At 65.5% G+C, this 7,623-nt stretch carries 4 protein-coding genes and 1 pseudogene; 4 read left to right on the forward strand and 1 reads right to left on the reverse strand.

Annotation, left to right across the window (positions count from 1 at the left end):
* The first annotated feature begins 115 nt into the window (after window positions 1-115).
* The 4 genes and pseudogenes from QCN29_RS36255 to QCN29_RS37300 all read left to right on the forward strand — a co-directional run bounded on the left by QCN29_RS36255 (window position 116) and on the right by QCN29_RS37300 (window position 2,537).
* Window positions 116-688: a hypothetical protein gene (locus tag QCN29_RS36255; protein ID WP_279933514.1), complete on the forward strand. Its 573-nt coding sequence runs from the start codon at window positions 116-118 to the stop codon at window positions 686-688.
* A 53-nt stretch (window positions 689-741) separates the two neighbouring features.
* Window positions 742-915 carry a hypothetical protein gene (locus QCN29_RS36260; protein WP_279933515.1) on the forward strand — a complete coding sequence of 58 codons (174 nt, stop codon included), beginning with the start codon at window positions 742-744 and terminating at the stop codon, window positions 913-915.
* 9 nt (window positions 916-924) lie between these two features.
* A pseudogene (locus QCN29_RS36265) lies at window positions 925-2,186 on the forward strand (JmjC domain-containing protein).
* 81 nt (window positions 2,187-2,267) lie between these two features.
* Complete coding sequence (locus QCN29_RS37300; protein WP_398860695.1) at window positions 2,268-2,537, forward strand: response regulator transcription factor; 270 nt, start codon at window positions 2,268-2,270, stop codon at window positions 2,535-2,537.
* A gap of 51 nt (window positions 2,538-2,588) precedes the next feature.
* Here the strand turns inward: QCN29_RS37300 and QCN29_RS36275 are convergent, their stop codons facing one another.
* Window positions 2,589-7,118 (reverse strand): hypothetical protein, encoded by a 4,530-nt coding sequence (locus tag QCN29_RS36275; RefSeq protein WP_279933516.1) that lies wholly within the window; start codon window positions 7,116-7,118, stop codon window positions 2,589-2,591.
* Window positions 7,119-7,623: the final 505 nt, after the last annotated feature.

Here is a 7,623-nt window from a genome sequence, read left to right on the forward strand (position 1 = left end):
CCCGCGCCATCCGGCACGAACCCGAACGAGCACTCGCCATCCTGGGTATTACCAACAACCCCGGCACTCACGGAACTTGATCAAGCCCTGTCTGCGTGCCCGGCTGGGAAGGGCCGTGCACTGGCGCGTGGACATGCTGTGGTTCGGCATCATCAGTCTGCTGTGGTCCGCGCACGCTGCCAACGACGGTGACGAGAAGTACCAGATGTGGCTCAACACGCTGACCGTCACCTTGGTGGTCGCGGGAATCGCCGCGTCATTGAAGCTATACGCTCGGTTCCGGAAACTGTGCACAGCCCTGAACCGGCAGGCCCAACAGCTGATCCGGTCGATTGAAGAGCACCGCGACGCAGCCGACGAAGACGAGCGCAAGAAGAAGCGCCAGGAGGCATATCGGTCCTGGGACGCGCTGCACGAGCTACTCGCCACCAAGATCGATACGGGATTCGACCTCCCTGGTGTTTTCGTCCTGCCACCCGACGAGATCGAGGCGGTGGAACGCCTCGTGATGGCGTCAACGGGCGCCAGCCTCGGCGAGGAACACGACGAAGCTGACCCAGGCGGCTGTGGAGCGGCTGCGGGCGATCCAGCACGCGTGCCGCGGCAGAATCGACGCGCTGGCATGACCAGAGGGCGCTGCAGCACTGTCCGAATCCCGCCCTACTGCCATGCGGTGGACGCCTGTTAACTCTGACACTTCGCCCGGAGCCTGCCGGGAGAAGTCGAAGTGGAGGGCACGAGATGGCAGAGAGCGCGTCCACGCAGGCGGGGACCAGCCCCGCGCTTCTGATCGCCGTGGAAGAGCTGGCGACCGCCCATGACCGCAGCGAGTCCGAGCGGTCCGACATCACCAGCTCGCAGAACAGCGCGGGAGATGACGGCGACAACCGCGACCTGAACCTCCCGAAGGAGTAGGGGGAACCCATGGAGCACCGGCTCGTCAGCCACATCGAGAAGGCGCTCGGCTGGGACGGGCCGGGTTCCGTGGGGACCGCGTTCGCGCGCGGCCGTCTCACAGACCCGGAGCTGCCCGCACGGCTGTTGACCCCGCTCAAACTGCTGGACGTGATCAAGCGCCGCCATCTGGCCAATCCGCAGCTGCGCTGTTATGCCGAGGGCGACGAAGTGCACCCGTCTACGTTTCTGTCCACCAACGTCAACCGGCGCCGGCAGGCCGTGAGCCAGGCGGACATGGCGGCCCTCGGACGAATCCTCAGCGACGGCGGCACCGTGGTCCTGGATCATGTGGACTTCTTCGACCCGACGCTGGAAGTCGCCTGCCGGGCCCTGGGCTGGTGGTCCGGCGAACTCACCTCTGCCCACGCCTACCTCGCGGTCGGTGACACCGACGGATTCCATCTGCACTGGGNCACGCCTACCTCGCGGTCGGTGACACCGACGGATTCCATCTGCACTGGGACGACCACGAGGTCGTCGCCGTGCAGCTCTCGGGCGAGAAGTCGTGGGAAGTGCGCGGCCCGTCGCGGCCGGCGCCGATGTACCGCGACGCGGAACGCAACCGCACCCCCTCCGAGGAAGTGCTGTGGAAGGGCACGATGTGGACCGGGGACGTCATGCACATCCCACGAGGCTTCTGGCACACCGCGACCCGCCTCGGCTCGGGGAGTGGTGGACACTCCCTGCACGTGACGTTCGGGTTCACCAGACGGACCGGTGTCACCTGGGCCAACTTCCTCTCTGATGCCGCCCGCGCCGACGAAGCGTTCCGTCACGACCTGGTGGGCGCCCAGGGCACCGCACACCAGGTGCTGGCGGACAAGCTCAGCGCGTTGGCCGCCAGCTACAGTCCGGAGCGGTACCTGGACGAACTGCGGTCCAGCACCCCGCCCGCACGCCACATGCCCCACGTGGGCGCCTTCGGGCGGCCGGACGGAGTCGCGGCCGTCACCGAGTTCGCGCCCTCCATCATCCGATCCGGCGACACGTTCCAAGTATGCGGTGGCGGCAAGCGACTGACCTTCCACGAGCGTGCAGAACCAAGCCTGCGTGCCCTGCTGTCTGGTCACCCGGTCTACCTTGACGGAGCCCCCGACGACATCATCACTTTGGCCGACTTGCTGATCACGGAGGGGCTGTGCGAACCGCTGGCGGCACTATCGTCCTCGGGCTACACCGGTCTGGTCACGCCCGTGACCTACTCGAAGCAGCCGCCGACCTCGGTGTAACACGCCTCGACACCGCGTCCAACTACCTCCGCCATCGTTCCCGCCTTGGTAAGAGCCGGTTCACCGCGCTGCGTGGTGTGGGTGCTGCGCTGGAGATCGATCAGGCCCTGGTTCGCGCTCGGCCGGGGCCGAGAAGCTGCCGCCGACGATCCTGGGTCCCCGTCAGTCGCCGTCGCTCTCACGCTGCGCGAACGTGAAGTCGTGGAGCTCTTGGCTCAGGGCCTGACGGACAAGGAGATCGCCGCCCGGCTGGTGATCTCGCCGCGTACCGCGGAGGGACATGTTCAGCGCATCCTGCGCAAGCTCGAATTCACCTCCCGGGTCCAGGTGGCCACGTGGTTCTGCGGATGACGGTGCGGAGCCGCGCTGGTGATGCGCGGCTCCGCTGCGGGTTCTGGTGGGCTACTTGATGGTGATGTCGTCGATGTACCCGCTGTAGTCGGCGTTGCCTGGGCCGTCCTGGTCGTAGCCAAGATTGATGCGGCTGACCTCCTTGCCGTTCAGTCCTTCGGGAATGCGCACGGTGACGTGGTTCCACTGGTTGGGCTGGAGGCTCTGGCACTGTTTGGCGGGATGGATGCTGCGGCCGGAGTGGTCGACGGCGCCGGAGTCCCGCAGGGTGGATCCGTCAGTGAACACCAGATCGAGTGCGACGCAGTTGCTGTTGTTGTCGAGCCAGTCCACGTTGTCCCATCGGTCAGCGGTGTCGGGGCGGATCCAGTAGCCGAGTGTCTTCCCGCTGTCGAGCTTGACCGGCGTGTCACCGAGGTCGAAGACCTTGAGGTAGGCGTGGGCGTTGCCGACGCCCCCCTTGGTGGAGCCGGAGTACTTCAGGGATCCGGTTCCGGTGTGGGCTGTCTCCCCGGTGCGTGTGCCGGCCACGGGTCCGTGGACGTCGTACCTGCCGGTGACGTTGGATGCGCCGCCCCCGTCCTCGTCGACGGTGTCGGTCCAGTGCGGCTCGACGTCGCCCTTCTCGAAGCCGGTGCTGAACTGCGCGCCGTGGGTCGGGTGCGGATCCGCCGGGTCAGAGGGGTGAGGGGAAGGCTGGTCTGTGCCGGGGTTGGTTCGTTTGGTCTCCCGGTAGGTGAAGTCCGTCTGGGCTGTGTCGAAGTCCGGGCGTGGTGTGTTGAGGAGGAAGCAGTACGTGTCACCGAGTCGGGGATCGCGGGGGGTGAAGCCGCCGTAGCTGCACAGGGCCGCGCTGTCTCCGTCTCGGAGAGTAACGGTCTTGACGAGGTAGGCGCCCTTGTCCTGGGCGGCCTCGTAGACGCCGTAGGCGAAGGCCGCGGGTCCGTTGACAGCGCAGACGTCTCCGTCGCGGGCGCAGGCGTGCGCGCCCCAGTCGGCGTCGACGCTCTGGCTCTCATGATGGGTATCCGCGCCGAGGATCAGGTCGTGGTCCTTGGCGGAGAGGTAGCAGTAGCCGCGGCTGCCGCCTTGGACGCGGTCGTCCGACAGGGTGGCGACGTCGGCGAAAGAGGTGTCCTTGCAGGGGAACTCGCCGGCGGGGACGGTCTTGACCACCCAGGTCCCGTCACCTCCGTAGGCGGCCTGGTAGGTGCCGGAGTCCGGGACCGCACAGGTCTGGTCCGGGCCGGCGCAGAAGGTGAACGGGGCCGGGGGACTGGCGATGTAGCAGCTCTTGCGTTCGCCGGGCAGCGGGTCCTTGCCGAAGGCGGCGATGGTGCAGGGAGCGCCGTCGGGGTGCTCGGACGCCTTGACGGTCTTGTATGCCCAGCCGCGGTCCTCGTCGTCGATGTGGGCTCCGAAGGCCAGACGTACGGTGCCGGTGATGTGGCACCGCTCTCCCTCGACCGCGCACGCCTGGTAGGGGCCGCCCGCGTTGACCGCCTGGGTCGGGGGTGCTCCTGTCAGCACATGGCATTCCTTGGTCTTGCCGGGGGCCGGGTCGCCACCGAAGGCGGCGGCGGTGCAGGCGGCCGAGGTCGTGACCGGTTTGACGAGCCAGGTCGCACCCGTGCCGAACGCCGCCACCTGGGTGCCGGAGACGTGACACTTCGCGCCCTGCTTCGCGCATACGCGCACCGAGGCCAGCCATGATCCGTCTCTGTCCTTGACCGGGCTGTCCTGAGCGGGGACGAAGCACGACTGGTGAGCTTCGGGGTTCGGGTTGACCGGGAACGAGGACGCCTTGCACGCGATCCCGCCGGAGGGCAGTGGCGCCGTGACGTATGATCCGGCGGCGCCGAACGCGACCTGGCCGATACGCCCCTTGATTCCCCTGCACGTTCCACCGTCGTCCGCGCAGGCAATGAACCCGGCCGGCGGTATGGGAGTGGAGTCCGTGATGGGCATCGGGGTGAACATCTTGCCCTCACGTACCCGGGTGTCGACCGCGTCTTGAGCAGCCTTCACATCGGATGCCGTGAACGAGTTCTTCGGTTTGTCGGCCATGACCGGCTTCACGTGGTTCTTTTCGAAGTCTGCCCGCATCTGAGGAATGTACTTCTCAGGGTGGGGGCACGAGTTCTGGGTGGCGTTGGGGTCGCGCCCCCTGCAGTAGTTGAAGATGTGGTCGCTCGACCACTGCGGCCAGACGGCATTGTCCATGTAGGCCCTGGTGAACTTCTCGGATCCGGTGCCCTTGTTCAGTGAGTCGAACAGAGCGGACACCGCCTGGTGGACGCCGTTGACGAAGCCGCTGCGCAGCGACCCCACCGATGCTTCAGCATCGGCCATGATCCGTGCGTTCGCAGTGCGGGCGGCGGCGATCGCGGTGGAGTGACCCGTCTTTGCCGCGTTGGCGGTCACGGTCTCCATCGTGATGTGGGTGCCGAACAGCACCTGCCTCTGTGCGTGGTCGAATGCCTTCTGCGCTGTCGACAGCAGCTCCGGGATGGACTTTTCGATGACGTTCTTCTTCATCACGTCATGCCACGCCTGGTTGCGGGCATCGATCTCCTTGGCCTGCTCGCTCTTCCCCGTCGCCCAGTCCACTATCTGGGCCACGACCGTCGTGACGAGTGCCACGACGCCGAAGAGCATGGCCAGTTCCGGCTGTCCCGCCATTTCGGACACGGTCGCCAGCAGGGCCAGTGCGTTGACGACACCGCTGAGAGCGTCACGACGCTCTACCGAATCAGCGATGCCGACGAGTTGCCCCACGACCGGGACCGGTGCGAGGACGACAGCCGCCTTGGTCAGGTCGGTGGCATCCTGGCTGAACGCCTCAGCGATGGAGTTGATCCACAGAGCCGCCATCGCCGGGGTCAACGCCTCATTGAAGGCCCCCCAGCCCTCCGTCAGCACCTTGGAAGTCCGGGCAGGCGCCAGACCCTCCGCCGACGTCGCCCCGCCAAACGGAACGAAGGTCTTGGTCGGGTTCTTCCAGGACTTGGCCAGATCGGACGTGAACCCGATGTCCGACAGGTCAGAACCCGCAGCCTTCGCTGCAGCGTATGTCGTCTCCGCGCTCCGCACGGCAGCCCGCGCGTACACCGGAATCTCCTCCGCTGACAAGCCGGAGACAACCTCCGACTCGGCGGGCACCTGGAAGACCTTCCCCTCCTCCTCCGCGGCATGGAACTCTTCAGTCGCCCGCGCCTCCTTCGCGGTCGGCTTCCGGACAGAGTAGAAGCAGCCCGAGAACGGGACTCCGCCGCAGGCGGCACCGGCGACAGGGGCGGGAGACTGCTGCTTCACCAGAGAAGCACTGCGCTCGGGATCGGTGAAATCCGCCTGCGAAACCGTGTGCCATGACGCCCCGCTCCTCAATTCGAACCTGACATTGGGTAGGTTTTGAGGGACTCCGTACGTGGGGCGATGGGGCTGGGATATGGGACTCGCCTTCACGAAACTCGTCTCGGAAACAGGGTTCTTCGACAACCCCACACGAACCTGCAGCGTCCGCTGGATCAGCTGATCGCCAGGATTCTTCGCGGCAATGCCGGTAGCGATCTGTACTGATCGGGCAGCATACGGGTCCGCTTTCACGGCAAACCCCTGCGTCCACTTCTTTGCGCCGAAGGTGTCCCTCAACCCGGACTTGCTCCCATGCGTGATCAACTCTTCGGCATTGGTTTCGATCAGCCACCCGCTTTCATCCAGCCACCCCTTGGTGGGATCGGGCACTCGTTCCTTCACGCGCACAGGATTTGACGAATTCTCCAAGGGGTTGAATCCGACCACTTTACGCAGTGAATGGACCAACTCGTGGAACAGTGTCGTCGCCGGCCGCATCGCAAAGAGCTTTCCTTTGCTCGTGTAGTGGCCATCGACGTACTCAGGGACAGTGATGAAGGAGTAGCCTGCCCCGACACCTTCACCAGCCCAGGAGCCGCCGAGAGACACCCCGTCCGTTCTGGCCCCCCACGCGTGGTAGTGGGTTTCCCAGTGACCGCCAGGCGGAGCACGCGTGATCACCGTCTTCACGGGTGACGGATCGTTAGGGGAACCCACGTTGTAGAATCGATTGTCGTATCCTGGGGCGTTGTTCGGCAGCGGCAGTGGATACGCCTCCCCCATCGCCTTGAGCATACGGACGCCCTCGGGATTGGATGCGATCTCGTCAAGCTGACCCCACGCACGATTCAGGAAATCCTGCGCATCCTTACCAGACGCCGTCCTCGCCGGCCAGTTGTACCGCGTGCGGATCTTGCCGCCACCGTCGTACACCGGATCACCCGGGTACACCGCTACCCCGGTGCTCTCCCCCGTCGGGAGCACATACTCGAAGGATTGAAGCTGCAGCCGCGGGTCGTCCGGCATGCTGATCGTCCTGGCGCGGGGATCGCTGTTCGCCTGCGTCAGATCAGGCGGCGTGGTGTGAACCGGCTTCGTCGGCGCGGCCGATGCGGAGGTGGGGAACTGCCACTGCACCACAGAAGCCCCGGCTGCCAGGAGTACCACGGGGAGAATCAACGCAATGAGGCGACATCGCCACCAAGTTATTCTTCGATGTTCGGACACGACTGCTCCTGTTCTCTCGCGCGGACGTCGACAGCGTCCCCGCTCCTTCTCCGGCGGTCGAAGCCGACCCGGAATTGGCGAGAAGTGTCCATTCGCGACACGAGGAAGCAGTAGCGTAGAAGTACTTGAACAGCTACGTGTTCGTGGAGCGCCGGCCAGCAGGGCCTAGGAGACCGCTGAAGATCTTGGCCTGACCGCCCGACTCACCCTGGATTTCTGGTGAATGTCAATCGATATGAACCAGTGCAAGACGGGCGCAGTTTCAAGATCTTCAGGGCACTCCTAGTAGTACTTCGTTAGCCTCGATCTTTCTTGACGGTCCGCCGACGGAGCAGGGCTTGATCAAGTTCCGTGAGTGCCGGGGTTGTTGGTAATACCCAGGATGGCGAGTGCTCGTTCGGGTTCGTGCCGGATGGCGCGGGTGGTCTTGGCGATGTTGTCGGCTCCGAGGAGCTTCAGGGTGCCGATGGCGAGGTTGCGGAAGGTGGCCATGGCGCGGGGCGCG

The organism is Streptomyces chengmaiensis, from assembly GCF_029846775.1.
Lineage (GTDB): Bacteria > Actinomycetota > Actinomycetes > Streptomycetales > Streptomycetaceae > Streptomyces > Streptomyces chengmaiensis.